Below are 24922 nucleotides of genomic sequence, written 5' to 3' on the forward strand. Positions count from 1 at the left end.
CCGCCGGGTGCGGCCGGTCGCCGCCCCTCAGCAGGCCTCCGGGCCGTCGGGGTCGTCGTCGGGATCGATCCACGCCGACGGGTGGTAGTGCACCGCGGCCAGCCCGTCGTCGTCGGCCAGGTGGGTCTGCGCCTCGGGCACGGAATCCGTGTTCTGCCCGGCCACCGCCTCCCACGCCCCGGCCTCGGTGCGGCGCACCACGAGCAGCAGGACGCCGGTGCGCTCGCCGGCCTCGTCGCCGTCGGGCGCGGTCTGCCCCGTCATGGTCCACGGCGCGTGCACCACCGCCACGTCCCCGAGCTCGCGCACGCGCACCTGCCCGAGCATGAGCCGGGAGGCCGGGAACATCCAGCGGAAGCCGAGCGCGTGGTTCACCCGGATCTGCCGCCGCCGCGTCCACCACACACCCACCACGTTCACGAAGTCCGCGTCCTCGGCGAACAGGTCGGCGAGCGCGTCGGCGTCGGCGGCGTTCCAGGCTGCCGCGAAGGCCTCGGCCACCGCGGCGGGGCCGGTCGGCCGGGCCGCGGCGTCGGCGGTGGGGTCCGCGGGGGCCATGGCTGCTCCTGGATCGGGGAAGGACGGGTTCAGCGGGCGGGCCCGTAGGCCAGCATCAGCACGACGGCGGCGAACAGCACCGCCATCACGGCCAGGACCGTGAGCACGGCGCGCAGGGCCGCACGCATGCGCGGGTCGGCCGGGGGCGGCGCATCCGGACGTCGGGTCACGCTCGCCAGTGTGGCATGCGGCACGGCGCGAGGGGCGCGTGCGTCGGTGCGCGTCGAAGGCGCCTCCCAGTCGGCGCTCAGTCGACGCTGAAGCTGCGGATGTGGTTGCTGAACACGAAGCGGTCGAACACGGTCCGCGCCGAGCTCGGGTCGTCCGCAGCGCCCAGGGTGAGCAGCAGCGGCACGAAGTGGTCCGCCGTCGGGTGGGCGATCAGCGCGCCGGGCGCCTTGTCCAGGTACCCGATCAGGGAGTCGACGTCGCCGGCGTGGGTCATCTCGGCGGCCCACTTGTCGAAGGCGTCGACGTGGCCGAACAGGCGGGGGTCGCGCATGGCGGCGAACGAGTGCGTCATGAACCCGGAGCCGATCACGAGCACGCCCTCCTCCCGCAGGGCACGCAGCCGGGTGCCGAGCCGCAGCAGCGCGGCCGGATCCTGGGAGGGCATGGACACCTGGACCACGGGGACGTCCGCGTCCGGGTACATGGCCATGAGCGGGATGTAGGCGCCGTGGTCGAGCCCGCGGCCGGTCTGGTGGACGGTGCCGGGCCGGCCCTGGCCGAGGACGCCGGCCACGCGGGCGGCGAGGTCCGTGGCGTCCGGGGTGGCGTACGTCAGCTCGTAGTAGCGCGGGTGGAAGCCGCCGAAGTCGTAGACCAGCGGCGTGCCGGCGGCCGCGGACGAGATGGCCACGGGGGCGTCCTCCCAGTGCGCGGACACGATCACGATCGCGCGCGGCTTCGGCATGCTCTGAGCCCAGGAGAACAGGTCCTGCAGCCACTGCGGATCGTCCAGGGTGGGCGGGGCGCCGTGGCTGACGAACAGGGCCGGCAGGGGTCCGTCGGACGGCTCCCAGCGGCGCTGGGCGCGGGTGAGGGGCAGCGCGCGCACGAGCAGGTCGTCGTACGCGCCGGCGGGGGTGGGCTGCGCCCACGGGTCCTGGATGGTGGCGGTCATGGTGTCCTCCTGGCTCACGACAGCGTCTGTTGACTTCACGCGTGAAGTAAAAGATACGGCGGTTCAGTTCACGGTGCAACTGAATCACGCGGTGTCTTCGGGTAGGGTGGCGGCCATGGACCACGACGCCGCCCCCTGGCTGGACGCGGAGGAGCGCCGCGCGTTCCTCGCCCTGATGAGCATGGCCATGCGCCTGGAGCCGACCCTGGACGCCCAGCTGCGCCGCGACGTCGGCCTCACCCACTTCGAGTACTCCGTGCTGGCCAACCTCTCCGAGGCCGACGGCGGCACGCGCCGGATGAGCGAGCTCGCCTGGCTCTCGGCGGGCTCCCTGCCGCGGCTGTCCCAGGTGGTGACCCGCCTGGAGAAGCGGGGGCTCGTGCGGCGGGAGCCGGACCCGGACGACGGCCGCTACACCCGCGCGGTCCTGACCGTGGCGGGCCGGGCGGCCGTCGAGGAGGCCGCCCCCGGGCACGTGGCCGAGGTGCGCCGCGTGGTCCTGGACCCGCTCACGCGGGCGCAGGTCCGGCAGCTGGCGGCGATCGGCCGGCGGGTCATGGGGGCGATCGACCCCGAGGACCGCTGCCTGGAGGGCTGAGTCCCCACCGGGTGCGCGCGGCCACGCCGTCCCCACCGCCCGCCCGTCCGTCGGCCCGCCTCCCGCAGAGTGGTCGCGACACGCCGCATGGCCGACGGCGAGACGGCGTGTCGTGACCACTCTGGGCCGTCTGCAGCGGATCGAGTCCCGCCGCCGGCCGGCCTCCCATGCCCGGCCGGTTCCCACCTCCGCCCGCCCGGCAGGGGTGGTCCCGGGCCGGGCGGCCTTGGGATGATGGGTGCCCCCGGAGAAAGGTGCCCGATGCCCCCGCCCACCCGTCGACAGATGCTCCTGGCCGGTTCCGCCCTGCTCGGATCGGGACTGCTGGCCGCCTGCGGGCAGGACGGGGAGGATGCGCCGTCGTCGTCGTCCGAGCCCGCCTCGTCCGCGCCCACCTCCGCCGCCCCCGCTGGACCGCCGCCCGCCGGCGACCCGGTGGCCTGGCCGGACGTGGCCCGGGTGCCGCACCTGTTCTTCCACTCCCTCGTGGTGGACCCGGCCCGCGCCTTCGACGGCGACGACAAGGCCGGCGGCTACCTGGACTTCATGGTCACGGTGGACGAGTTCGACGCCGTCATCCGGCAGGTCTACGAGCGCGGCTACGTGCTGGTCTCCCCGCACGAGCTGTACGAGGTGGGCGAGGACGACGTCGTCCGCCCGAAGACCCTCATGGTCCCCGAGGGCCGCACCCCGCTGATCCTCTCCCTGGACGACTGCTCGTACTACCTCTACATGGACGGCGACGGCTTCGCGGACCGCCTGATCGTGGCCGAGGACGGCCGCGTCCGCAACGAGTACACGGACGCCGAGGGCACCACGCACGTCGGGGCGTTCGACGTCGTCCCGCGCCTGGACGACTTCCTCGCCGAGCACCCGGACTTCAGCCTCAACGGCGCCCGCGGCGTGCTGGCCATGACCGGCTACGACGGCGTGTTCGGCTACCGCACCTCGGCCCGCGAGTTCGGGGACAGCCCCACGTTCGACGCCGACGTCGCGGCCGCCACGGAGGTCGCCGAGGCGCTCAAGGACAGCGGCTGGGAGTTCGCCTCCCACACGTGGGGCCACCGGACGGTGCCGAAGCTGACCATGGAGGAGCTCGAGTTCGACATGGGGCACTGGCATCAGGAGGTCGAGCCGATCCTCGGACCCACGGACATGCTCATCTACCCGTTCGGTGCGGACGTCACCGGCCCCGGCAAGTACACGGAGGACAACGAGCGGTACCGCTACTTCCGCGAGCTCGGCTACCGCTCCTTCTTCCTCGTGGACGGCACCTCCAAGGCATGGGGGCAGCTCGAGCCCGGCTACTACCGCGGCTCGCGCATCAACGTGGACGGCATCAGCCTCGCTGCGGCCGTCTCGGGCGAGCGGCCCGTGCTGGAGGAGTTCTTCGACCCCCGGTCCGTCCTGGACCCGGCCCGCCCCGAGTCCATCCGCGGCCCGAAGAAGCCGAGCCCGGCGCCGTCGTCGTCCGCCGCAGCCCCGAGCACCCCGAGACCCTGAGGAGAGCACCATGTCCATCCCCGCCACCGAGGTCGAGGCCCGCTGGAACGCGGCCGCCGAGCCGTTCACCGCCGTCGTCCGTGAGGTGCGGGACTGGGACGCCGCCACCCCGTGCGAGGGCTGGGACGCGCTGGACCTGCTGGACCACGTGATCGCCGGCCAGCGCGACTTCGCCGCCCGCCAGGGCCGGGAGGTGCCCCTCTTCGACGGCTCCCGCCAGCAGATGGCCGCCCAGTGGGCCAAGCACGCCGCCGCCATGTCCGCCCTCGCCGGTGACGAGGAGTTCATCATGCGGCCGATGGACACCGCGCTGGGGGAGATGACCGTGGGCGAGGCGCTGATCCGCTTCCACGCGTTCGACCTGATCGTGCACCGTTGGGACCTGGCCCGCTCACAGGGCGTGGACGCGCGGTTCACGGACGTGGAGATGGACTGCGTGGAGGAGTCGCTGGAACTGTTCGGCGACGCCGCCTATACTCCCGGCATCCTGGGCGAGCCCGTCCCCGTGGCCGATGACGCCGACCGGCAGACCCGCCTGCTCGGCCGCCTGGGCCGTCGGGGCTGAGCCGGGCCCGGGTCGCCGGCCGGCCAGTCCCGCACGTCAGCCCGCGGGCAGGAGCTGCGCGATCAGCGCCTCGACGCGGGCCCGGATCTCGTCCCGGATGCCGCGCACCGTGGCCACGTCGCGGCCGGCGGGATCCGCCACCGCCCAGTCCTCGTAGCGTGTGCCCGGGAACACGGGGCACGCGTCCCCGCAGCCCATCGTGATCACCACGTCCGCGCCCCGCACCGCGTCCGGGGTGAGCACCTTCGGGGTGTTCGCCGCGAGGTCGACCCCCACCTCGGCCATCACCGCGACGGCCGCCGGGTTCACCTCGTCCTTCGGTGCTGACCCCGCGGAGCGGACGTCGATGCGTCCGCCCGCGAGATGCTCGAGCCAGCCGGCGGCCATCTGGGAGCGGCCTGCGTTGTGTACGCAGACGAAGAGGACGGTGGGGCGGGGTGCGGTCATCGGGGGCTCCTGACGGGGGCGGGCGACGTCGTCGCCGGGGTGGGGACCGTGGGGTCCTGCGGGAAGAGGCGGGGGCCGAGCCACCGGGCCACGGACACGAGCCCGACGAGCACCGGCACCTCGATGAGCGGGCCGACGACGCCGGCCAGCGCCTGCCCGGACTGCACCCCGAACGTCGCGATCGCCACGGCGATGGCCAGCTCGAAGTTGTTGCCCGAGGCCGTGAACGCCACGGTGGCGGACCGGGCGTAGTCGAGCCCGACGGCGCGGGAGGCGAACAGCCCCACCAGGAACATGACCGTGAAGTACGCCAGCAGCGGCAGCGCGATCCGGGCCACGTCCCACGGGCGCGAGGTGATCGCGTCCCCCTGCAGCGCGAACAGCAGGACCACCGTGAACAGCAGCCCGTACAGCGCCCACGGGCCGAGGCGCGGCAGGAACCGCTCCTCATACCAGGCGCGGCCGCGCGCGCGCTCGCCGAGCACGCGGGTCAGCGCCCCGGCCACGAGCGGCACGCCCAGGAAGACGAGCACGGAGGCCACGATCGCGGTGGCTGAGAACTCGGCCGACGTCGTCGGGAGCCCCAGCCAGCCCGGCAGCACCTGCAGGTAGAACCAGCCCAGCGCACCGAAGGCGAGCACCTGGAACACCGAGTTCACGGCCACGAGCACGGCGGCGGCCTCGCGGTCGCCGCACGCCAGGTCGTTCCAGATCAGCACCATGGCGATGCAGCGGGCCAGGCCCACGATGACCAGCCCGGTCCGGTACTCCGGCAGGTCCGGCAGGAGCAGCCACGCGAGTGCGAACATCAGGGCCGGGCCCACGAGCCAGTTCAGGACGAGCGAGAGCCCCAGGAGCCGGCGGTCGGCGGCGATGCGGCGGGTCTCGTCGTACCGGACCTTCGCCAGCACGGGGTACATCATCACGAGCAGGCCGAGCGCGATCGGGAGGGAGACGCCCCCGACCTGGAGGGCGTGGAGGGTGGTGTCGAGGCCGGGGACGAGGCGGCCCAGGGCCAGGCCGGCCGCCATGGCCAGGAGGATCCACGCCGGCAGCCACCGGTCCAGGACGGACAGGGTGCCCATGACGGGGCGGGTGGGGGCCGGCGACGGCGGCGCGACGGCGGGCGTGGTGGACATGCGGGCCTCGTTCGGGTGGGCGGCGGGCGGCGGGACGGCGGCGCCGCCACGAGATCGGATCGACGTGCGTCGATGTGAACGCTAGACCAACGCATTGATGAACGTCAATGCGTGCGACTAGAGTGGGCCCGTGACCTCCTGCACCCCCGTGACCCGCCCCGCCTCACCGGCTGCCGACGGCTGCTGCTCGCTCGCGGACGGTCCCCTCGGGGCGGCGGAGGCAGCCGACGTCGCGGTCCTGCTCAAGGCCCTCGCGGACCCGATGCGTCTGCGCCTGCTCTCCCACGTGGCCGCCCGCGGCTGTGCCGACGTCTGCGCGTGCGACCTCACCGCCGAGCTGGGGATCGCGCAGCCCACGGTCAGCCACCACATGAAGCGGCTCGTCGACGCCGGCCTGGTCACCCGCGAGCAGCGCGGCCGGTGGGCGCACTACACGGTGGTACCGGAGGCCTTCGCGCGGCTGCGCCGCATCCTCGACCTCGGCTGAGCCGGGCCTGGCCCCTCCTGCGGTGCGGGAGGAGTGCGGGAGGATGGACGCGGGCCTGCGACGCCGTCGCCCCGGCCCGTCCCCGCACCCCAGGAGGCACCGTGAGCGAGTCCACCGGTTTCAGCGCCGCGGAGCAGGCCGCGATCGCCGAGCGCGCGCAGGAGCTGCGCGCCCAGCGCGGCGGCAGGAAGAAGGCCGACGCCCTGCAGGACCTGCTGGCGAAGATCGAGGAGATGCCCGAGCAGGACCGCGCCATGGCGGTGGGGGTGCACCGGATCGTCACGGAGGTGGCCCCGGAGCTCGAACCCCGCACCTGGTACGGCATGCCCGCCTACGCGCGCGGCACGGACGTGCTCGTGTTCCTGCAGGTCAGCAGCAAGTTCGGCGTGCGGTACACGACCCTCGGCTTCAACGAGGGGGCGAGGCTCGACGACGGCGTCATGTGGCCGACGTCGTTCGCCCTGACCGCCCTCGACGACGACGTCCGGGCCCGGATCGCCGATCTGGTGCGCCGCGCCGTCGGCTGACGTCCGGCGCAGAGTGGTCACGACACGCCGCGTCGCGCACGGGGAGACGGCGTGTCGTGACCACTCTGCGGGCTCTCCGGCCCCTCCGCGGACCGGGCCGCCCGTCGCCAGTGGCGCACCGCCCACAGGGTCAGACCGCCCACGGTGAGCCAGCCCACCCCGAGCAGCACGCCGTTCACGACGCCCGGGCGCACCGCGAACGCCCCCATCGCCACGAGGGAGAGCTGTCCGGGGATCACGCCGACCGCGGTGGAACCGGCGAAGATCCCCAGTGGCACGGCGAGCGCGCCCGCCCCGTAGTTCACGGGCCAGTACGGCAGCCCCGGGGCGACGCGCAGGGTCAGCAGGGCGAGGAACCCGGTGTCCTCGAGCCGCCGCTCCACGGTCTCGGCGTGGCGGCCGAGCCAGCGCAGGACCACCTCGCGCCCGACCGCGCGCGCGATGCCGTACGCCCCGAGCGAGCCCAGCAGGGCTCCGACCACGGACAGCACCGTCCCCTCGATCGCGCCGAAGAGCACACCGGCGGTGACCGCCATGATCGTCACGGGGATGGGGGTGAGCGCCACGGCCGCGTACAGCACGGTGAACGCCAGCCAGCTCCACCAGCCGAAGCCGTCGAGCTGGGTGCGCAGCTCGTCCACGCCGGGCAGGCGCACGGTGAGTGCGAGCCACACGAACGCCGCCACCACGAGGACGAGGGCGGCGGTGCGCAGGATCGACACCCCGCGGTGCCCGGTGCGGGCGGGCAGGGTGGAGGCGGCGCCGGAGTCGCGCGGCGGCACGGCGGTGGAGGGCATCGGCTCAGGCTACCGGGAGTCGCCCCGCCCCGTTCCGTCCGCATGTCCTCCCTGGTCTGCGGCCACACCCTGCTCGGCGTCGGTGGATCACACGCGTGTGACTCATCCACACCTGTGGACAACTCTGTGGAGAACCCTGTGCACGCGGCCCGCCGGGTGTGGACGGAGGGGCTCAGACGGTGGACGCGCCGGGCGCGTCGTCACCCGGCCGCGCCTCGCCCGGCCCCGCCGCCGGCTCGTCCTCGAAGGCGGGACCGCCGTCGTCCTCCCAGGCCGCGGCGGCGTCGTCGTCCCTGTCGGTCTCCTGCACCTGGTCGTGCAGGCGCTCCATGCGGGTGTCCAGGTCCGCGGCCACGCGGGCGGCGGCCACGAGCTCGGTCGCGATGTCCGGGGGCACGCCGCCGTCGAACTTGTAGTTGATCTTGTGCTCGAGCGTGGCCCAGAAGTCCATGGCGCTCGTGCGGAACTGCATCTCCACGGTCACCGGGATCGTGCCGGTGGACAGGTGGATCGGCACCTGCACGAGGCAGTGCAGGCTGCGGTAGCCCGAGGGCTTGGGCCGGGAGATGTAGTCCTCCACCTCGAGCACCCGGATGTCCGGCTGCTGCGTGAACTGGCGGAACACGCGGTACACGTCCCGGGCGAAGCTGACGATCACGCGCGCCCCGGCGATGTCCGTGACGTTGGTGCGCAGCGCGTCCAGGTCCAGGGACAGCCCGCGGGCGGAGGCCTTGCGCAGGATCGACTCCGGCGACTTCACCCGCGTGACGATGTGCTCGATGGGGTTGTAGTCGTGCAGGTGCGTGAACTCGTCCCGCAGCACCTCGAGCCGCGCCTCCACCTGGAGCAGGGCCGAGCGGTACTCGAGGTCGAAACGCTCGACGTCCTTGCGCAGCCGATCCAACGCCACGGACATCACGGGGGAGAGCTGCGTCAACTCGGACACGGGGGTGCCGCGCAGCGCCTCGACGTCCGCCGAGGGCACGGGCGCGTCCGGGGAAGGGTCCTGCTCCATGGCCTCAGAGCCTACGGCGGGATCCTGCGAGACGGCTGGCCGTCCACAGGGTGCAGGCGGCCGGGGCCGGGCCCGCGGACGGGCTGCGGGCGTCAGATCATGGGCGCGGACGCATGCGCAGCCCGTGCAGCTCGAAGGCGCGCACCAGGTCCGGGGTGTCACGGGTGAGCGCATGCTCCGCCGTGCCGGTGAGGTGCGGACTGATCTCCCCGTCACCCGGGCGCTCGAACACCGCCCAGAGGGGGAGGTCGTCCCCGTGTCGGGAGAGGAATTCGACCCCGTCGCAGAGGTCCGCCCCGTCCTTCTGGCGCATCTCCCACAGGTGTTGGGAGACGGCTTGGGTGAGCAGTCGTGGACGGGCGTCCTTGAGGGCGGCCGCGTCGAAGTCGGCAAGTCCGTGCACGCCCGTCGCGATGCCGGCGAATCGGGGGCGGAGTGCCGCGATGGTCTCGAAGGCCGTCACCACGCAGAATCGCCCGGTGAGGTGTGCCGAGCCCGCGCGCCGGCGTGCCGTCCAGTCGTCGACGTCGATGACGCCCGGCTCCTCGGTCGGGGCCTGTGCTGCGTCCTCGGGCTCGACGGTGATCTCGCCCAGACGCTCAGCCAGCACGGGGTCCGGCCGAAGCGGCGCGAGCAGCTCCACCAGGCATGCGAAGAGCGAACCGCCGACGTAGAGGGTGCGGTACAACCCGCCGTCCAACGCGTCCCAGCGTCCTTGGAAGCGTCCCTCTGGGGCCGCCCATTTCCAGTCGGCCCACTGCCACGGGTCGGGCGGATATCCCACGCGCCAGACCTCGCGCGATGTGTGCTGGATCTTCATCCGACGCGGGCGAAGGCACGGGCCGCCGCGAGCACCTGAGGACTCGCCGCCGTGGGGTCCTCTTCCACGAGCGTGCGCGCGGGAGAGCGATCCTCGAGCTGTGGGTTCGCTCCCTGGAACCATGCCTGGACGATGGCCGGCGAGTTGCCCGGTTCCCGCAGGATGCCGCATACCTGGTAGGCCAGGCGGAGGCGGTGGACCACGGCGTCCGAGGGGCGGCGCACTCCCTCAGCCCACTGCCGCACCGCGCGCGTCTCCTTCACGCCGCCGAGGTACGCCACCAGCCGTGCCCCGAGGAGGTCCCGCAGGCCGGAGGTCAGGGCGGGGACGTCGAAGGTGACGGAGTTGCGGTAGGAGTCCAGGCCGGGCGACGTCGTGGAGAGGGTCATGGGGCTATCCTAGGCTCACAGAGCGGATCACACCAGAGATCCCACGCTGGATCCCACTCTCCATGACAGCATCGATGGCCTCCGCGACGGCGGTCCCCGCGGCTCGGCGGGCCCGCGCGACGACGGCGGCACGCAGCCCGGCGGGCCCGCCCGGTCGGCGTCACCCCCCGGTCAGGTGGCGTCGGCCTCGGCGGGGATCAGGACCCGCTCGAGCGTGGCCCGCTCGTCCTCGGCCAGCGCCACCGACCGCCCGGTCGCCGGGTCCACCTGCACGAACACGGCGTCGCACAGCACGCAGCGCCGCCCGTCCTGCCACAGCTCGTGGCGCAGCGTGAAGGACGTCCGGCCGATCCGCAGGATCCACACCCGCGCCGTCACCTCGGGCCCGGCGTAGACCACGGGCGCCTCGTACTGGACCTCCATGGACCGCACGACGCGCTGGACGTCCCCGGACGCCGTCGTCGTGGCCCACGCGGCCAGGGCGCGCACGCGCGCCTCCTCGGTGAGGGTGAGCAGTCGGGCGTTGTTGACGTGGCCGTAGCGGTCCTCGTCGGACCAGCGCAGCTGCAGCCCGACCTCGAACGGGGTCGGCGTGCCGGCGTCGGCGGGGGTCTCGGGGGTGGTCGGCTGCGTCACGGGGTGAACACCTTTCCTGGGTTGAGGATGCCGTGCGGGTCGAACACGGCCTTGATGCGCTGCTGGAGGTCGTGCTGGGCGTCGCCGAGCTCGTCCCGCAGGAACGCGCGCTTGAGCAGGCCCACGCCGTGTTCGCCGGTGAGCGTGCCGCCGAGTTCCAGGCCCGCGCGGAATAGCTCGCCGGCGGCCTCCCACACGTCCGCCGGGATCGACGCGGCGTCCTCGGCCTTGCCACCCACCTGCGCCGCCTCGCCGAACAGCAGGATCGGGTGCAGGTTGCCGTCCCCGGCGTGGGCCGTGGTGGGAATGGCGACGCCGGTGCGTGCCTCGATCTCACGGATCCGCGCGAACATCTCGGCCATGCGGCTGCGGGGGACGGCCACGTCCTCCACGAGCGGGGTGCCGAGGCGCTCGAGCGCGGGGAACGCGGTGCGGCGCAGGGCCATGAGGGCCTCCCCCTCGGCGGGGTCCACGGTCACGGTGACGTCCCCGCCGTGGGCGCGCATGAGGGCGGCCATGGCCTCCCCGTCCGCCTCGGCGCCGGCGCCGTCGGCCTGCACCAGCAGGAACGCGCCGGACTCGGGCAGGGCGGCCCCGCGTTCGGCCCCCGCGTGCGCGCGCACCGCGGCGAGCGTCGCCTCGTCCATCAGCTCCATCAGGGCGGGCACGTGACCGGCCCCGGTGATCGCCTCGGCCGCGGCGGCGCCCGCGACGACGTCCGGGAAGAACCCGCCGAGCGTCACCGGCACGCCGCGCACGGCCGGCCGCAGCGCCAGCGTCGCACCCACGATCACGCCGAGCGTGCCCTCCGAGCCGATCATCAGCGCGACCAGGTCGTAGCCGGTCACCCCCTTGACGGTGCGGTGGCCCAGCCGCAGCAGGGTGCCGTCCGCGAGCACCACGTCCAGGCCCAGCACCGCCTCGCGCGTGACGCCGTACTTGGCGCACAGCAGCCCGCCGGCGTTCATCGCGATGTTGCCGCCCACCGTGGAGATGTCCTTCGACGCGGGGTCCGGGGCCCACCACAGCCCGTGCTCGGCGAGCGCGGCGTTCAGCGCCCCGTTGAGGATCCCCGGCTCGACGACGGCCACGCGGTCCGCGGGGGAGACCTCCAGGATCCGGTCCATCGCGGTCATGTCCAGGACGATCTCGCCCGCCCCCGCGACGGCGCCGCCGGCCAGCCCCGTGCCCGCTCCGCGGGTGACCAGCGGGGTGCGGGTGGCGTGCGCGATCCGGCACGCGGCCTGCACGTCCTCCACCGTCCGCGCGCGGACCACGGCCAGCGGCGCGGTAGGGGAGCGGTGTCCCGAGCGGTCCGCCCGGGCGGCCTCGAGTGCGGCGAGGGAGACGTCCACGCGGCCGGGCAGCTCCGCCTGCAGGCGGGCGACGACGTCGGCGGGCGGGGCGTCCGCGGCAGGCGGGGCGGCAGGGGTCGGGTCGAGGGGTGCGGAGGAGTCCATGTCCACCAGTGTCGCCGATCACACGGGGTGGAACGTGCGTCGGCCGGTCTGATGACGCGCCCGGCCCCGTCCCTAGACTGGCGGCCATGACCTCCCCGGACCCCGCTGCGCCGCGCCCCCGCGTCCACGTGCTCACCCTGCGCCCGGGTGGAGCCCGCGAGGACGCCGCCCGCCGCGTGGGCGCCGTCCTCGCCGAGGCCTTCGCCACGGACCCGTACACGCTCGGGCTCGTGCCCGAGGACCGGCGCGAGGCCCGCCTCGAGCGCAAGTTCACCGCCGCCGTGCGCCACGGGCTGCGCGCGGGTGCCGACGGCGCCCCGCTCGGCGCCGTGGACGTCGCCGTGGACGCCGACGACGGCACGCTGCTCGGCGCCGCCGTGTGGACCTCCCCCGCCGCACCCCGCGGGGTCGACGTGCCGGGCCTGCTGGCGGGGCTGCCCACCGCCGTCGCCGTCCACGGCCGCCACGCCCTGACCCTGAAGCGCATCCAGGCCGCCTGCGAGCGGGCCCGCCCGGCGGGCCGGCACTGGTACCTCGAGGAGGTCGGCACCGTCCCGTCCGCCCGCGGACGCGGGGCGGCGAGCGCGCTGGTGCGCCACGGCCAGCGCCGCGCGGCGGGCCTGCCCGTGCACCTCGAGGCGTCCGTGCCCGCCACCGTCCCGTTCTATGAGCGGCTCGGCTTCCGCGCCACCGGCCACGTGCCCGTGCCCGGGGGCGAGCCCCTGACCTGCCTGCGCTGGGAGGCCTGAGATGAGACACCCGATCCCCGACTACCTCGCGAGCCTGATCACCGAGCTCGGTGCCGAGAACCCGGGCGAGACGGCCCCGTACATCCCCGTGCTCGCGGAGGCGGACCCGGACCGCTTCGGCATCGCGCTGGCCACCCCCACCGGGCGGTTGCACTGCGCGGGGGACGCGGACGTGGAGTTCACCATCCAGTCCGCGTCCAAGCCGTTCACGTACGCGGCCGCGCTCGTGGACCGGGGCTTCGCCGCCGTGGACCGGCAGGTGGGGCTGAACCCCTCGGGCGAGGCCTTCAACGAGCTCTCCCTCGAGGTGGAGTCGCACCGCCCGGACAACGCCATGATCAACGCCGGCGCGCTCGCGGTGCACCAGCTGCTGGTGGGACCGGAGGCGAGCCGGCAGGAGCGGCTGGACCGGGCCGTGGAGATCATGTCCCTGCTCGCCGGGCGTCGGCTCTCGGTGGACCGGGAGACGTACGAGTCCGAGATGGCGGTCTCGGACCGCAACCTCTCCCTGGGGCACATGCTCCGCAGCTACGGGGTGCTGCAGGACTCCGCCGAGGAGATCGTGGCCGGGTACGTGGCGCAGTGCGCCGTGCTCGTCACCGCCAAGGACCTCGCCGTGATGGGCGCGTGCCTGGCCACCGGGGGCATCCACCCGATGACGGGCGAGCGCGTGCTGCCGTCCATCGTGGCGCGGCGCGTGGTGTCCGTGATGACCTCCTCCGGCATGTACGACGCCGCCGGCCAGTGGCTCGCCGACGTCGGGATCCCGGCCAAGTCCGGCGTGGCGGGCGGCGTGCTCGGCGCGCTGCCGGGCCGCGTGGGGATCGGCGTGTTCTCGCCGCGCCTGGACGAGGTGGGCAACTCGGCGCGCGGCGTGCTGGCGTGTCGCCGCCTCTCCGAGGACTTCCGGCTGCACCTCATGGACGGCGACAGCCTGGGCGGCACCGCCGTGCGCTTCGTGGAGCGCGAGGGGGACCGCGTGTTCCTGCACCTGCAGGGCGTGATCCGGTTCGGCGGTGCGGAGGCGGTGCTGGACGCGCTCACGGACCTGCACACCGGTGCGGAGAAGCCCGGCACCGGGTGGGACGCCGCCGTCTACCCGCGGTGGCAGGAGGCCGCGGCGGACAGCGCGGCGCTCTCGGCCGCGACCGGCGGTGGGGCGGTGCACGAGGCCGCCGCCGTGGCCGCCCGAGACGAGAACGACGGGCCCATCCGCACCGTGGTGCTCAACCTCGCGCGGGTGGACCGGATCGAGGATGTCGGCCGGCGGCTGATCGCCGAGGGCGTGCGCCGGCTGCAGGCCGACGGCGTGCGCGTGGAGGTCGAGGATCCGGAGCGCATCCTGCCGCTGGAGGAGGCCGCCGCCCCCTGAGGCGGCGGGGCGGGCAGGAGGGGACGCGGCGGTGTTCTCCGTCTCGCCCCCTTTCGTTCATCTGCTGTTCATGTGAGAATGGGCGGTCTGATCCCTTGACCCCCGTTCGAGGACGACCCCCATGCCCCTTTCCACCCTCCGCGTCAGCCTGCCCTCCGTCCGCCGCACCCGCCCCGCCCCGCAGGGGGTCCGGGGGCGGATCGTGCACGCCGTCGTGTCCCGGCTGCGCCCGCGTCCCGTGCCGCCGGTGGACCGTCGGACCCGTCTGGCGTGGCATGTCTCGGGGGCTCTGCCGCTGATCGGGTGCCTGACCTCGTTCCCCATCGGGATGTCCAAGGACTCCATGGTGATCCCGGGCGTCGGCTATCAGGGCGGTTTCCCCGCGGGCTGGTCGCACGCCCTCAACCAGCCGGCGTACTTCACGTGGCTGTCCAACGCGCTGGTCGCGGGCACGTCGCTGACGCTGGCCGCGCGTCGGGAGGCGCCCACGTCGGACACGTTCTGGGCCGTGCGCACCGCCGGCCTCGGCTCGGTGATGGTCACGGGGATCGTCTACAACGCGGTGCTGCGCGGCCGCGAACAGGACACCTTCCTCTACCGGTTCAACGACACGCTGCAGCACATCGTCAACCCCGTGCTCGCCCCAGCGGTGTGGGCGCTGTTCGACCCGCGCGGGCAGATCACGCCGCGGCGCGCCGGCCTGGCCGCGGTCATCCCGCTGATGTGGGCGGCGGTGACCATGGCGCGCGGGCCCCGCATCGACTGGTACCCGTACCCGTTCCTCGACGTGCCGCGGCTCGGCCGCCGCAGCGTGGGCGTCGTGCTCGCCGGGATCCTGGCCGGCTTCACCGGGCTCATGGGCGTGCTCGGCACCGTGGACCGCCGCCTCGGCCTGGCCTGAGCAGGGACGGCGCCCGGCGCTGGTAGCTGGCGCCCGGCGCTTTCGAACGTGAGAGAGGGCCTATCTCACGTTCGAAAGCCCCCATTCGCCCCCTTTCACGTTCGAAAGCGCGGGTGGGGAGGGCCGGCGACGACGGCGGCGCGTCAGTCGCCGCGGACGGCCTCGGCCACGGGCACGTCGCCGTCCACGAAGTCGATCTTCCGGCCCACCGTGCCCGGCTCGTTGAGCACGGCCACGATCGCCCGGGCGACGTTGCCGCGGCTGACCTCACGCTGCGGGGCGTCGGAGCCGGAGAGGTCCGGGTCCACGGTGATGCGGCCCGACGGCTCCTCCTCGGTCAGGGCGCCGGGGCCGAGGATGGTCCAGGCCAGCCCGGAGTCCCGCAGCGCCTCGTCCGCCTCGGCCTTGGCCTGCGCGTAGGTGTAGAAGGGGTCGTCCTCGGGCACGTCGTGGTGCAGGGACGCGCCGAGGTAGGACACCATCACGTAGCGCCGCACGCCCGCGGCCTCGGCGGCGCGCATGCTGGCGACGGCGGCGTCGTGGTCCACGGCCCGGGTGCGCTGGGCGTCTCCGCCGCCCGCGCCCGCGGAGAACACGACGTTGTCCGCGTCGCGCAGCGCGTGGAGCAGCTCCTCCTGGTCTGCCTTCTCGATGTCCAGGACGAGCGGTTCGGCGCCGGCGGCGCGGACGTCCTCGGCGTGGTCGGGGTTGCGGATGAGGGAGACGACGTCGTGGCCGGCCTCCGCCAGCAGGGGTGCGGCGAGCAGGGCCACCTTGCCGTGGCCGCCGATGATCACGGTGCGGGTCATGGGATCTCTCCTTCGGTTCGATCGGGTGCTGGACTTCCACAGTAGGGAGAGCCCGACGCCGGTGCGAGGGTGGAGCGGCGCGCGACCGCCGCCCCACTCCTCAGCTCTCCGCCTGGCCCTCCCGCCAGTAGCCCATGAAGGAGACGTGCTTCTTCGGCACGCCGCCGGGGCCCACGCTGAGCCGGCGCAGGGCGCGCACCATCGCGGACTCCCCGGCGAGGAACACGTAGGCCTCGGGCCGTTCGTCGGCCTCGAGGGCGGCGACGGTCCACTCGCGCTCGACGGAGGCCGCGGGCGGCGCGACCGGCCCGCCGGCGTCGTCGGGGTCCACGCCCAGCAGGGCGGCGAGGCGGGCGTGCGCCCAGGACCCCGACGGCGCCCCCGGCGCCCGGCGGCCGACGTGCAGGCGCACGCGGCCCCGGTCCGCCAGCTCCGTCACGGCCCGCCAGTCCCACGGCTCGGGGACGGCCAGGCGCTCGGCGATGAGGTCGGCGGCCTGCCCGTCGTGGGGCAGCTCGAGCACGAGGTCCGCCTCGCCGTCGAACCCGCCGAACGGGTCGGCGAGCTCCTCCGCCACGGACACCAGGGCGGGGACGGCGGTCTCGTCGCCCACGGCCAGCACACGGCGCGCCCCCGTCTGCCGCCACCCGGACCACGCCGGCGCCTCCGCCGAGGGCACCAGCACGTTCACCGCGTCCCCCGCCTGGACGGCGCGCGCCCAGCGCAGGCCCGGCCCCTGATGCGGGTCGGCGGGGTCGTCCGGGTCGCCGTGCAGCACCACGTCCACGGTCAGCGAGGGCACCTGCCGCCCGTCGAGCCGCACGAGCCCGGCTAAGCGCACCGTGTACGTCCGCATCCAGCCGCGCTCCTCCTCGGGGATGGCCAGGAACCCGGCGCGGAACCCGGCGGACAGGTCCGGGTCCGCCGACGTCCCGCCCGGCGGGGGGATCAGCAGCTTCACATAGGCGTCCCGGCGCGGCCGCGCGCCCCGGTACAGGGCATGCAGGTCGGCGACGCCGGGCGGCAGCAGTCCCAGCAGGTCCCCGCTGGCGGCCTCCAGGTCCGGCCCCGCCAAAACGATCCGCCGGAACCCGCGGCACGGCTGCTCCACGGACACCACGCGCGTGTGCGCCACGAACATGCCGTCGGCGCTCATCGGCGGTCCTCGTTCCCGCGCGGCAGCACCACGGGGTGGCCCAGCAGCGGGTCGGCCACCACGTCCGCGTCCAGGCCGAACACCTCGGCCAGCACCTCCGGCACGATCACCTCGCCCGGCGTGCCCTGCGCCACCACCCGGCCCGCGGCCATCGCCACGATGTGGTCCGCGCTGCGCGCCGCCAGGTTCAGCTCGTGCAGCACCGCGACGACGGTCGCCCGGCCCCCGCCACGCGGGTCCGGGAGCGCCCGCACCAGGTCGAGCACCTCCACCTGATGGCTGAGGTCGAGGTAGCTCGTGGGCTCGTCGAGGAGCACCACCGGGGTCTGCTGGGCGAGCACGAGGGCGAGCCACGCCCGCTGCCTCTGCCCGCCGGAGAGCGTGCCGGCCTCGCGCTCGGCGAGCTCCACGAGGTCGGTGCGCTCGAGCGCCGAGGCGATCGCGGCGCCGTCGCCGGCGGCCCGGCCGCCCAGGAGCCTGCGGTGCGGGTGACGGCCGCGCGCCACGAGCTGCGCCACCGTCATGCCCTCGGGCGCCACGGGATGCTGGGGCAGCAGCGCCACGGTGCGGGCGTAGTCGCGCGCGGACACGCGCGCGGCGTCCCGGCCGAGCACCTCGATGCTCCCGGCGCGCGGGGCGAGCTGGCGGGTCAGGCCGCGCAGCAGTGTGGACTTGCCGCAGCCGTTGGCGCCGATGATCGCGGTGACGCGCTCGGCGGGCACGTCCAGGTCGAGGTCCTCGACGATCGGCGGTGCCGAGGCCGGGCCGTAGCCGAGCGTCAGGCCGCGCAGGCGGATCGCGACGTCGTCGGCGGCCCCGGCGCGCGGTGCGGCGGGGGACGGGACGGTGAGCGGGGGAGCGGTCATGCGGAGCGCACGCCTCCTGGGGTCCGGCCCTGGCGCAGCAGCAGCCAGAGCATGAGCGGGGCGCCGGCGGCGCCGGTGAGCACACCGGTGGGCAGGGCGGCGCCGGTGAGCAGGGGGACGGCCTCGCCGGCCACGAGGTCCGCGAGCAGCACGAGCGCGGCGCCCGTGAGCGCCGCCGCGGGCAGGGAGGGCAGGCCGCGGGTGAGCCCGCGCGCCACCGGGGTGGCCAGCAGCGCCACGAACGCCAGCGGCCCCACGACGGCGGTCGCCACGGCGGCCAGCACCGCGCCGAGCCCCAGCGCCGCGGCCGAGGTGGGGCGCGGCCGGGCGCCGAGGGCGTGTGCGAGGTCCGGGCCGACGTCGGCGGGAGCCAGCCGCGCGTGGAGCACCCCCGCCAGCGGCAGGGCGGCCACGAGCACGCCCGCGAGCAGCGCGATGCGGCCCCACGTGACGCCGTTGAGCGAGCCGGCGATCCAGACGGTGGCCGACTGCAGGTCGTGCTGGGCCAGCGAGAGCATGGCCCCGGCCACCACGGCCTGGCCCGCCGCCGCCACCGCGATGCCGGCCACCACGAACCGTTCGCCGCCCACCGAGCGGGCCGTGGCGAACACGGCGACCACCGCCGCGAGGCCGCCGATCAGTGCCGTGGCGGCGCGCGTCAGGTCCGATCCGCCGCCGGTCTGCCCGGCGGTCGCCAGCATCCCCAGCACGACCGCCGCCGCGGCGCCCTGGGTGACGCCCAGGATGTCCGGCGAGGCCAGGGGGTTGCGCAGGGTGCGCCGGTAGAGCGCGCCGGCCGCGCCCAAGGCGGCGCCGGTGAGCACCGCGGCCACGGCGCGGGGCAGCTTCTCCTCCAGCACAATGAAGCTCGCTCCCGGGATCGTCTCTCCGCCCAGGATCCGCACGAGGTCCGGGACGGTCACCTGGTACGTGCCCCACACCACGCGCAGCAGGGCGAGGACCAGCACGGCCACGGCGAGGCCCGCGCAGGCCCCTCCGAGGCGGCGCCGGTCGGAACGGCGCAGGCGGGCGACGACGTCGTCCGAGGCGGTGCGCTGGAGGCTCATGCGGCCACCCCCGGGCGGCGCAGCAGCGCCAGCAGCACGGGCACGCCGAGCAGGACGGTGGTCACCCCGAGGTGGATCTCCCCGGGCGCCACGACGAGCCGCCCGGCGAGGTCCGCGAGGATCACGAGGACGGCGCCCCACAGGGCGCAGCCGACCATCAGGGCCCGCGTGCTCGGCGGTCGCAGACGGCGCAGCGCGTGGGGCACGAGCAGCCCCACGAACCCGACCGGCCCGGCCAGCGCCACCGCCGCGGCCGTGAGCAGCACGACCGCGCCCAGCAGCACCGCGCGCACCCGCTCCGGGCGCCCGCCCAGGCCGTGCGCGAGGTCGTCGCCGAGGGCGAGGGCGTCGAGCCCGGAGGCCACCGCGACGGCGGCGAGCAGCCCGACGGCGATCACGGGCGCCAGGGCGAGCGCCTCGCCGAGGTCGGCGCGGGCCACCGTGCCCACGGCCCAGAACCGCAGTCGGTCCTGGACCGTGGGGGAGAGCACGAGCAGCGCCGTGGTGCCGGCGGTGGCGCCGGCGGTGAGCGCCGCGCCGGCCAGCACGAGCGCCATGGGGGAGGGGGCGCCGGGCGTCCGGCCCCTCCGCGTGGCGGCCGCCGCCACCGCGTAGCCGAGCGCCGCCGCGACCAGCGTCCCGACGGCGGCCAGCGCCAGCACCCCGAACGTGGAGCCGGCGACGCCGAGCGCCATGCCCGCCGCCACGGCCAGCCCCGCGCCGGCGGAGAGCCCGAGCAGTCCCGGGTCGCCGAGCGGGTTGCGGGTGGCCCCCTGCAGGGCGGCACCGGCCACGGCCAGCGCCGCCCCCACCAGCGCCCCCGTCACCACGCGGGGCACGCGGGAGGCCACGGCCGCCGCCTCGATGCCCTCCGGCACGGGGTGCCCGGTGAGGACCGCGCCCAGGGTGTCGAGCGCCGTCGTCGTCGGCACGGTGCGCGCGCCGAGGGCGACGCCGGCCACGAGCGCCGCCAGCAGCAGCGCCGCGGGCAGGGCGCCCATCAGCACACCCGCGCGAGCGCGGGCCGGGGAGGAGAGGGCCGTGGACGGCATGGGGAGGGATCAGCCCTGAGCGGTCTTCGCGGCCTCGGCGATCGGCGGGACGACCTTCTCGAGCGCGAACGGGATGGACAGCGGAGAGATCGCGGAGACGGAGAGGACCTCCTGCTCGTCCGACTGCAGGACGAGGGCGCCGGCCTCCACGGCCGGGATCGAGCCCAGCAGGGGGTCGGACTCGATGGCCTCGCGGACCGAGTCCTGGGCGGCCCAGGAGACGAACACGTCCGACTCCAGCTCGTCCGCGCGCTCGGGCGACCACGTGAAGAAGAACGCCTGGTCCTCCGGGGAGTTCTCCGTCACCACCGGCGCCTGCTCCATGCCGAGCAGCTCGAGGAACTTCGGGCGGTTATCCACGTCCGTGTAGATGCTGATCTGGTCTGCGGCGGCGGGGTCGATGGTGCCGTAGATGAAGGAGGCGCCCTGGAGGCCCGCGTGCTTCTCGCCGGCGTCCTTGATCTGCTGCTCGAGGTCCGCGATGAGCTCCTCCGCCTCCTGCTCCTTGCCGAGCACGCGGCCGATGACCTCCGTGGACTGCTGCCACGAGGTGCCGTAGGCGGGGACGTCCTTCGGGTAGGCCACGGTGGGGGCGATCTTCGAGAGGCGGTCGTAGTCCTCCTGCGTGATGCCGGAGTAGACGGCGAGGATGACGTCCGGCTTCACGGCGGCGATCGCCTCGGCGTCGATGCCGGAGGCCTCGGACCACTGCACGGGCTTCTGGGCGCCCTCGGTCTCGGCGAGCTTCGCGTCGAACCAGTCGGTGGACTTCTCCGCGTTCCCGCCGAACTCCACGGCGGCCATGCCCACCGGCACCACCCCGAGGGCGAGGGCCACGTCCTGGTTCACCCAGGACACGGTGGCCACGCGGGTCGGGCGCTGCGGGATCTCGGTGGTGCCGTAGACGTGCTCGATGCTGCGGGGGAACGCGGCGTCCGCGCCCGCGGCGTCCGACGACGACGCACCGGCCGACGAGGACGAGGCCGAGCCGCCGGCAGGGCCGGTGGAGCACGCGGCGAGCAGGAGGGTGAGGCCGACTCCCCCGCCGGCGAGGAGGGAGCGGCGGGACAGGGAGGACGGTGCCATGGTGGTGGCCTTTCACGGTCGCGACGCGCGGGCGCCGGGCGGAGGGGGTCGGGTCTGCGGTCGGGGGATGCGTCGGCCCTGCCGGGCCGGCATTAGCAAACACCGACGTGAGGTAACTCCGGAAGGTTAGGGCAACCTAACGCTCCTGTGCAATCCCGGTGAGGGGCGTCGTCGGGGGAGGTGGGCGGGATACGGTGGCCTGGTGAGCCAGAACCCCCTCCCCGCCCCGCGTGGCGACGCGCAGCGCGGCGCCGCCGACCACCACGACCGGGTCTCCGCGATGTTCGACGCCATCGCCAGCCGCTACGACCTGATGAACGCTGTCATGACGTGGGGTCAGGAGCCGCGTCTGGTGCGCCACACGGTGGCGCGGGCCAACATCCCCGCGCAGGCCCGCGTGCTCGACCTGGCCACCGGCACCGGCGACCTCGCGTTCGAGGTGCTCAAGCAGCACCCCGACGCGCAGGTGGTGGGCGCCGACATCGCCGCCGAGATGATGGAGGTCGGCCGTGCCCGCGCGGGCGGGGACCGCATCGAGTGGGTCGTCGCAGACGCGACGGACCTGCCGTTCGAGGCCGGCTCGTTCGACTCCGTGACCCACGGTTACCTGCTGCGCAACGTCGCGGACATCCCGGCGACCCTCGCCGAGCAGTTCCGCGTGCTGCGCCCCGGCGGCTGGGTCGCGGCCCTCGAGACGTCGCCGGCGCCGGACAACGTGCTCAAGCCGTTCTCCTCCTTCTACATCCACCGGGTGATGCCGCAGCTCGCGAAGCTGATCGCCGACCGGCCCGAGGCCTACGCGTACCTGTCCTCCTCGACGAAGGCGTTCCACACGCCGGACGAGGTCGCGGACCTCTTCGCCGAGGCCGGCTTCGTGAACATCGGCCATGAGACCCACATGTTCGGCACCCTGGCCACGCACTGGGCCATGAAGCCGGTCGACTGACGCGGGACACACGGCGCGGTGTCGGCGCAGGGCGGCCCCGGTGGCGCCGCCGGTTGTGTCAGGGCTGTGAGGTGTCACGCTGATGTCCGCAATCCGAGAAGACTCTGGGCCGACCCAGCTGATCCGCGTAGCATGGGGCCCCGTCGAGGGGGGCATCCGCGCACCCCCCGGCCTCCGGTCGCCGCCCGTCCGCCATCCCCCGGAACGGCGTCGCCCCTCCGTCGCGAGGCGCTCGTCCCCCGCAGCCCGCGACGTCCGCGTGGGCACCGTGAACCGTCTCCCGAACGTAGAGGAACTTTGTGAGCCCCATCCAGAGCACCACCGGCCCGTCATCCATGGCAGAGCTGAAGGAGGTCCTGCCCGAGCTCTCGCACCCGGACGGCGCACCGGTGCGGGTGCTCATCGTGGACGACGAACCGATGATCGCCGACCTGCTCTCCATGGGCTTCACCCTCTGCGGCTGGGAGGTGATCGTGGCCCACGACGGCGCGACCGCCGTCGAGCTGGGCACGGCCGGCCGGCCGGACCTGGCGATCCTCGACGTCATGCTCCCGGACCTGGGCGGCGTGGAGGTCCTGGAGCGCCTGCGCGCCCACTGGTCGGAGATGCCCGCCATGTTCCTCACCGCCAAGGACGCGACCGAGGACCGCGTGGCGGGCCTGGCCGCCGGCGGCGACGACTACGTGACCAAGCCCTTCTCCATGGAAGAGGTGCTCATCCGCGCGCACCGGCTCGTGCAGCGCTCCGGCGTGGTCTCGGGCGGCTCCGAGGTGCTCGTGGTCGGTGACCTGGTGATGAACACCCGCACCCACGAGGTGACCCGCGGCGGCGACGAGATCGAGCTGACGGCCACGCAGTACAACCTGCTGAAGTTCCTCATGGTCAACGTCCGCACGGTGCTCTCCAAGGAGCGCATCCTGCAGGACGTCTGGGGCTACGACTTCGGCGGCCGCGCGAACATCGTCGAGCTGTACATCTCCTACCTGCGGAAGAAGATCGACGCGGATCGGGATCCCATGATCCACACCATCCGCGGCGCCGGATATGTCATCCGCCCTGCCTGAGACCGTCGCGGTCCCGTCGGGGCACGGCAGCACCCGCCGCAGGCGGCCCACGTCGCTGGCCCGACGCATCGGCGCCGGCGTCCTTCTGATCCTGATGGCCACCATCCTGGCCTACTCGTTCTACGCGGCCGGCATCACGAAGGCCCTGCTGACCGAATCCGCCACCCGGGACGCCTCCGAAGCGTGGCTCCGCGCCTCGGAGCAGCTGACGGTCCCCTCGCCGGGCGGAGGGGGCGCCGCCGGCCCGGGGGAGGGGGACCTGCGCGCGCCGGGCACCCTCGGCCAGCCCGAGGGCACGGTGGTCGCGCTCGTCCCGCTCTCCGGTCTGGAGACGCATCAGCAGGGCGCCCTCACCGGGCACCGGGTCGGTGACGCCGGGGAGTCGGTGCCGCTCACGGCGCAGGAGGCCCACGACCTCCTCCACGCCCTCCGGGACCGGCCGGGCGGGCCGATCATGGACGCCGTTGTCGACGACGTCTCCTATCGCGTCCAGGCGCAGACCCTGACCGCGCCGGGCCCCTGGGTGGCCGCTGACCAGGTGCTCGTGGTGGGGGCGCCGACGGGTGCCATGTCCGACGTCGCGCGCCAGGCGCTGGTCGCGGTCGCCGTCGGGCTGTCCGTCACCGTCCTCACCACCGCGATCCTGGTGACCCTGTGGCTGCGTCGGGGCCTGGCCCCGCTGCGCGAGGTCGCCGCCGTCGCCGAGCGGGTCGCCCAGGTGGACATGGCCCGGGCCGGGCTCGATCCGGAGGACTCCCGCATGCCGCCTCGGCTCCTGCAGGGGCCGGACGAGGTGGCCGTCGTCGCCCAGGCGCTCGACCGGTTCACCGGCTCGGTCGAGGCGGCCCTGGAGCAGCGCCGCGTGCAGGAGCGGCAGATGCGCCGGTTCATGGCGGACGCCTCCCACGAGCTGCGCACGCCGCTCGCCTCGGTGCGCGGCTACGCCGAGATGATCGCGATGACGGAGGAGCTCTCCGCGACCGGCCGGCGGTCGCTCGGCCGGGTGCTGTTCCAGGCCGACCGGATGGCCGCCCTCGTGGACGACATGCTCCTGCTCGAACGGCTCGAATCCGTCTCGCGCGGCCGGGCCATGGGCCTGAAGCCCTCCGGGGAGGTGGCGCTGGCCGAACAGGTGGACCTGTCCGAGGTGGTCCTCGAGGGCGTGATGGACGCCCGCGCGGCGTGGCCGGACCACACATGGGTGGTGGACCTGCCCGAAGGGGTGGAGCCGGGCACCCAGCGGTCCGTCACCGGCGACCGGTCGCAGCTGGCCCGCGTGGTCGGCAACCTGCTCTCCAACGCGGCCAAGCACACCCCCGTCGGGACCACCGTCACGGCCTCCGTGCGGCCGGACCAGCCCCGGCCCGGCTTCATGCTCGTCAGCGTCCACGACGACGGCGGCGGCATCCCGGCCGACCGACACGCCACCCTCTTCCACCGCTTCGTCCGCGGCCCCGGGAAGGGCCGGACGGACATCCCGGGCACGGAGCCGTCCACGGGTCTGGGCCTGGCCATCGTGCGCTCGATCGCGCGCAGCCACGGCGGGGACGTGACCGTGGCGTCCGAGGACGGGTGGACGCGCTTCGACGTCGTCGTGCCCTGCACCCCGGGGCGCGCCGGGCCGGGGGCTGCGGGCTCCTGCTGCGGCTCCGCCCGGGGCGGCCGGCCCTGACCCCGGGTCGGCAACCGTTGACGGACCCCCACCCTCCTGTGCGTACGGTGCTCGTGCATGACCCAGAAAGGGTCGTCCGGGACCGCCGGGCGATCCCCCCGACGCCGGTCGGCGC

General features: G+C 74.6%; 28 protein-coding genes. 11 read left to right on the forward strand and 17 right to left on the reverse strand.

Annotation, left to right across the window (positions count from 1 at the left end):
• Positions 1-27 precede the first annotated feature (27 nt).
• The 3 genes from ACUXPL_RS06760 to ACUXPL_RS06770 form a co-directional block, all read right to left on the reverse strand.
• A complete protein-coding gene (locus tag ACUXPL_RS06760) occupies positions 28-558 on the reverse strand; it encodes an SgcJ/EcaC family oxidoreductase (protein WP_454182760.1) in 531 nt (176 codons plus the stop codon).
• 29 nt (positions 559-587) lie between these two features.
• Complete coding sequence (locus tag ACUXPL_RS06765; RefSeq protein ID WP_179288595.1) at positions 588-728, reverse strand: hypothetical protein; 141 nt, start codon at positions 726-728, stop codon at positions 588-590.
• Positions 729-805: 77 nt separating this feature from the next.
• Entirely contained in the window at positions 806-1684 is an 879-nt protein-coding gene (locus tag ACUXPL_RS06770) for a DODA-type extradiol aromatic ring-opening family dioxygenase (protein WP_454182762.1), read from the reverse strand.
• Between the two features lie 115 nt (positions 1685-1799).
• Here ACUXPL_RS06770 and ACUXPL_RS06775 point away from each other — a divergent pair, with 115 nt between their 5' ends.
• The 3 genes from ACUXPL_RS06775 (at position 1800) to ACUXPL_RS06785 (ending at position 4350) form a co-directional block, all read left to right on the forward strand.
• A complete protein-coding gene (locus tag ACUXPL_RS06775; protein WP_180536434.1) occupies positions 1800-2282 on the forward strand; it encodes a MarR family winged helix-turn-helix transcriptional regulator in 483 nt (160 codons plus the stop codon).
• Between the two features lie 261 nt (positions 2283-2543).
• Positions 2544-3785 (forward strand): polysaccharide deacetylase family protein, encoded by a 1242-nt coding sequence (locus ACUXPL_RS06780; RefSeq protein ID WP_454182765.1) that lies wholly within the window; start codon positions 2544-2546, stop codon positions 3783-3785.
• A gap of 10 nt (positions 3786-3795) precedes the next feature.
• Complete coding sequence (locus ACUXPL_RS06785; protein ID WP_454182767.1) at positions 3796-4350, forward strand: TIGR03086 family metal-binding protein; 555 nt, start codon at positions 3796-3798, stop codon at positions 4348-4350.
• A 36-nt stretch (positions 4351-4386) separates the two neighbouring features.
• Here the strand turns inward: ACUXPL_RS06785 and ACUXPL_RS06790 are convergent, their stop codons facing one another.
• Both ACUXPL_RS06790 and arsB read right to left on the reverse strand, forming a co-directional pair.
• Positions 4387-4797 carry an arsenate reductase ArsC gene (locus ACUXPL_RS06790; RefSeq protein WP_180536428.1) on the reverse strand — a complete coding sequence of 137 codons (411 nt, stop codon included), beginning with the start codon at positions 4795-4797 and terminating at the stop codon, positions 4387-4389.
• Positions 4794-5936, reverse strand: coding sequence for an ACR3 family arsenite efflux transporter (arsB, locus tag ACUXPL_RS06795; RefSeq protein WP_454182769.1), 1143 nt, complete (start codon positions 5934-5936; stop codon positions 4794-4796). The genes ACUXPL_RS06790 and arsB overlap by 4 nt, the downstream gene beginning before the upstream one ends.
• Before the next feature lie 130 nt (positions 5937-6066).
• Here arsB and ACUXPL_RS06800 point away from each other — a divergent pair, with 130 nt between their 5' ends.
• Together ACUXPL_RS06800 and ACUXPL_RS06805 are read left to right on the forward strand one after the other, a co-directional pair.
• Positions 6067-6423 (forward strand): ArsR/SmtB family transcription factor, encoded by a 357-nt coding sequence (locus ACUXPL_RS06800; RefSeq protein ID WP_180536426.1) that lies wholly within the window; start codon positions 6067-6069, stop codon positions 6421-6423.
• Between the two features lie 101 nt (positions 6424-6524).
• Complete coding sequence (locus ACUXPL_RS06805; RefSeq protein WP_180536424.1) at positions 6525-6950, forward strand: iron chaperone; 426 nt, start codon at positions 6525-6527, stop codon at positions 6948-6950.
• A gap of 17 nt (positions 6951-6967) precedes the next feature.
• Here the strand turns inward: ACUXPL_RS06805 and ACUXPL_RS06810 are convergent, their stop codons facing one another.
• The 6 genes from ACUXPL_RS06810 to ACUXPL_RS06835 form a co-directional block, all read right to left on the reverse strand.
• Positions 6968-7747 carry a TVP38/TMEM64 family protein gene (locus ACUXPL_RS06810; protein ID WP_454182771.1) on the reverse strand — a complete coding sequence of 260 codons (780 nt, stop codon included), beginning with the start codon at positions 7745-7747 and terminating at the stop codon, positions 6968-6970.
• Positions 7748-7919: 172 nt separating this feature from the next.
• Positions 7920-8762, reverse strand: a complete 843-nt coding sequence (locus ACUXPL_RS06815) for a GTP pyrophosphokinase (protein ID WP_180536422.1) — start codon at positions 8760-8762, stop codon at positions 7920-7922.
• Positions 8763-8859: 97 nt separating this feature from the next.
• Positions 8860-9546, reverse strand: a complete 687-nt coding sequence (locus ACUXPL_RS06820; RefSeq protein WP_454182773.1) for a hypothetical protein — start codon at positions 9544-9546, stop codon at positions 8860-8862.
• A 32-nt stretch (positions 9547-9578) separates the two neighbouring features.
• A complete protein-coding gene (locus ACUXPL_RS06825) occupies positions 9579-9971 on the reverse strand; it encodes a hypothetical protein (protein ID WP_219338310.1) in 393 nt (130 codons plus the stop codon).
• A 171-nt stretch (positions 9972-10142) separates the two neighbouring features.
• Entirely contained in the window at positions 10143-10607 is a 465-nt protein-coding gene (locus ACUXPL_RS06830) for an acyl-CoA thioesterase (protein WP_454182775.1), read from the reverse strand.
• Positions 10604-12067 (reverse strand): FAD-binding oxidoreductase, encoded by a 1464-nt coding sequence (locus ACUXPL_RS06835; protein WP_454182777.1) that lies wholly within the window; start codon positions 12065-12067, stop codon positions 10604-10606. The genes ACUXPL_RS06830 and ACUXPL_RS06835 overlap by 4 nt, the downstream gene beginning before the upstream one ends.
• 86 nt (positions 12068-12153) lie before the next feature.
• On the opposite strand from ACUXPL_RS06835, the gene ACUXPL_RS06840 reads away from it, so the two are divergent.
• The 3 genes from ACUXPL_RS06840 to ACUXPL_RS06850 all read left to right on the forward strand — a co-directional run bounded on the left by ACUXPL_RS06840 (position 12154) and on the right by ACUXPL_RS06850 (position 15089).
• On the forward strand, positions 12154-12816 hold the full coding sequence (locus ACUXPL_RS06840; protein WP_454182779.1) for an N-acetyltransferase family protein: 663 nt from the start codon (positions 12154-12156) through the stop codon (positions 12814-12816).
• A 1-nt stretch (position 12817) separates the two neighbouring features.
• Positions 12818-14188 carry a glutaminase A gene (glsA, locus tag ACUXPL_RS06845; RefSeq protein ID WP_454182781.1) on the forward strand — a complete coding sequence of 457 codons (1371 nt, stop codon included), beginning with the start codon at positions 12818-12820 and terminating at the stop codon, positions 14186-14188.
• 121 nt (positions 14189-14309) lie between these two features.
• A complete protein-coding gene (locus ACUXPL_RS06850; RefSeq protein WP_454182783.1) occupies positions 14310-15089 on the forward strand; it encodes a Pr6Pr family membrane protein in 780 nt (259 codons plus the stop codon).
• Between the two features lie 143 nt (positions 15090-15232).
• Here the strand turns inward: ACUXPL_RS06850 and ACUXPL_RS06855 are convergent, their stop codons facing one another.
• The 6 genes from ACUXPL_RS06855 to ACUXPL_RS06880 all read right to left on the reverse strand — a co-directional run bounded on the left by ACUXPL_RS06855 (position 15233) and on the right by ACUXPL_RS06880 (position 21125).
• Entirely contained in the window at positions 15233-15898 is a 666-nt protein-coding gene (locus ACUXPL_RS06855) for an SDR family oxidoreductase (protein ID WP_454182785.1), read from the reverse strand.
• Positions 15899-15998: 100 nt separating this feature from the next.
• Positions 15999-17054, reverse strand: coding sequence for a siderophore-interacting protein (locus ACUXPL_RS06860; RefSeq protein ID WP_454182787.1), 1056 nt, complete (start codon positions 17052-17054; stop codon positions 15999-16001).
• On the reverse strand, positions 17051-17920 hold the full coding sequence (locus ACUXPL_RS06865; protein ID WP_454182789.1) for an ABC transporter ATP-binding protein: 870 nt from the start codon (positions 17918-17920) through the stop codon (positions 17051-17053). Before ACUXPL_RS06865 ends, ACUXPL_RS06860 begins: the two co-directional genes overlap by 4 nt.
• The gene (locus ACUXPL_RS06870) at positions 17917-18987 is read right to left on the reverse strand and encodes a FecCD family ABC transporter permease (protein ID WP_454182791.1); all 1071 of its coding nucleotides are present in this window, start codon (positions 18985-18987) and stop codon (positions 17917-17919) included. Before ACUXPL_RS06870 ends, ACUXPL_RS06865 begins: the two co-directional genes overlap by 4 nt.
• Positions 18984-20039, reverse strand: coding sequence for a FecCD family ABC transporter permease (locus tag ACUXPL_RS06875; RefSeq protein WP_454182793.1), 1056 nt, complete (start codon positions 20037-20039; stop codon positions 18984-18986). The genes ACUXPL_RS06870 and ACUXPL_RS06875 overlap by 4 nt, the downstream gene beginning before the upstream one ends.
• 9 nt (positions 20040-20048) lie before the next feature.
• On the reverse strand, positions 20049-21125 hold the full coding sequence (locus tag ACUXPL_RS06880; protein ID WP_454182794.1) for an iron-siderophore ABC transporter substrate-binding protein: 1077 nt from the start codon (positions 21123-21125) through the stop codon (positions 20049-20051).
• 202 nt (positions 21126-21327) lie between these two features.
• Between ACUXPL_RS06880 and ACUXPL_RS06885 the strand changes: the two genes are divergently transcribed.
• From ACUXPL_RS06885 to ACUXPL_RS06895, 3 genes are all read left to right on the forward strand, one after another.
• Positions 21328-22071, forward strand: coding sequence for a ubiquinone/menaquinone biosynthesis methyltransferase (locus tag ACUXPL_RS06885; protein ID WP_454182796.1), 744 nt, complete (start codon positions 21328-21330; stop codon positions 22069-22071).
• 335 nt (positions 22072-22406) lie between these two features.
• Positions 22407-23135, forward strand: a complete 729-nt coding sequence (locus ACUXPL_RS06890; protein ID WP_180537598.1) for a response regulator transcription factor — start codon at positions 22407-22409, stop codon at positions 23133-23135.
• Between the two features lie 94 nt (positions 23136-23229).
• Positions 23230-24807 carry a HAMP domain-containing sensor histidine kinase gene (locus tag ACUXPL_RS06895; protein ID WP_454182798.1) on the forward strand — a complete coding sequence of 526 codons (1578 nt, stop codon included), beginning with the start codon at positions 23230-23232 and terminating at the stop codon, positions 24805-24807.
• Positions 24808-24922 lie beyond the last annotated feature (115 nt).

This window comes from Micrococcus sp. 140720015-1, from assembly GCF_053627595.1.